Below are 1,460 nucleotides of genomic sequence, written 5' to 3' on the forward strand. Positions count from 1 at the left end.
GCCGCCAACTACCGTACACAACAAGCCAACAACGCAGTACCCTTCAACCCCGGGCTTTATCAGTAATCACTGGTACGGATGATGGGGGCAGGTCAGGATCGTAAAATATCTGTAGTTACGACGCCAAAGGCGAAAGGCCAGGCGTTACGTCAATCTCAAGCTTTGTCAGAACAGGGCTTAACTGGTCGCTGGGAAGTGTCCACACAGGCACAGGCTAATCGTGCAAAGAAGATGTTCGAAGAGCTTGGCATTAATAACATAACCGTAGAGGTGGTTAAGCCATGAGTAAAACTAATAATACTTTTGCTAAAGTAATAGCGGATTTTTGCAATTTTCTAGAGTTTTCTGACGCCAAAATTGTTGATCAGGATGCAGCTGTTCAGATGATGGAGCAGCTCGCCTTTGAATTGCAGAAGCTTCCGGATATTGAAAGGGGCTTATTGTGCTCTGATTTAGTTTCTGCATCTTTAATGTATGAGGGTGAGGTTGCAGATTTTGTTAGAGATCTACCAAGCTCACTTGGTTTGAATGAGTAGAAATAAAATCATTATCTTTAGTTTATATTTGGCACTAAATCCATTTTTTAAAAATTCTTTGAGAATATGTGGCATAAATTATCTGAATCAGAAGTAGGATTCGAGATTTTTGTTATTAATTTGAATTGACGAGATTTTTTGAAAACGAGCCCGGCAAATTTCCTGCAGATAAATGACATGATCACTAAAGACATAGAGCTATTGAATGAAGTCTTTAACACAGTTAAGGCTGGGGTGATTGGGGAATATGATCAATTGGAGTACGAGGTTTTTATTGGTGATGGTTATATTGATACAGTTTTAGTTGTTAGGTTGAATGGTGTGGAAGTTGATCAGAGTAATTATTTGATAAATAATTCATTGATTTATAAGATGGTGAAATCCTTGAAAGAGAGCGCTAATGGACGCGGAGAGTTTTGGAAGTCTTTCATGATCTCATTTAAAGATGGAGGGCAGGTCAAAGTTAAATTCGAATATGGTCAATAACAGCTCTAATAAATTAGCGGTTTTTTTGCAAAAAAATTACGGTGCAGAACGTTACCGGGTCGTACTGGGGGGCATGTGACTGAAGTTGGTGGGGCGAAAGCATGAGCAGGCATAAGCGTAAGCACGAAGGGACGTTTTGTTGCCGAAATATAGTGCTCCGCTCTCCGGTACCTGCTCACTTTGAGTAACGTTCGGTTCTGATTTCGTTTCTATCGCCAAATAAAATGGTATAGGAAATATTCGTTTGACAGCTTGCCGCGAGTAGTCGATACCAGCCTTACGGTATTGGGCCGCGCGGCATCAATGCCTGGCGCAGCAACGGTCCGGGCCGCCGTTACCTGATCGGTAATCCCCCCATTTGTAGCAGTCGCCAAAAGTGGAGTTATGCCGCAAGTGCCAACTTTTGCATTGGGGTAATGCCGCCGAGCGCCATGTTCG

At 42.5% G+C, this 1,460-nt stretch carries 2 protein-coding genes; both read left to right on the top strand.

From position 1 onward, the window contains the following. Positions 1 to 281 precede the first annotated feature (281 nt). Positions 282 to 536: a hypothetical protein gene (locus GGR61_RS20910; protein WP_184623851.1), complete on the top strand. Its 255-nt coding sequence runs from the start codon at positions 282 to 284 to the stop codon at positions 534 to 536. 177 nt (positions 537 to 713) lie between these two features. After that, entirely contained in the window at positions 714 to 1,022 is a 309-nt protein-coding gene (locus GGR61_RS20915) for an immunity protein YezG family protein (protein WP_184623853.1), read from the top strand. Positions 1,023 to 1,460 lie beyond the last annotated feature (438 nt).

Source organism: Xanthomonas sp. 3058 (assembly GCF_014199765.1).
GTDB lineage: Bacteria > Pseudomonadota > Gammaproteobacteria > Xanthomonadales > Xanthomonadaceae > Xanthomonas > Xanthomonas campestris_B.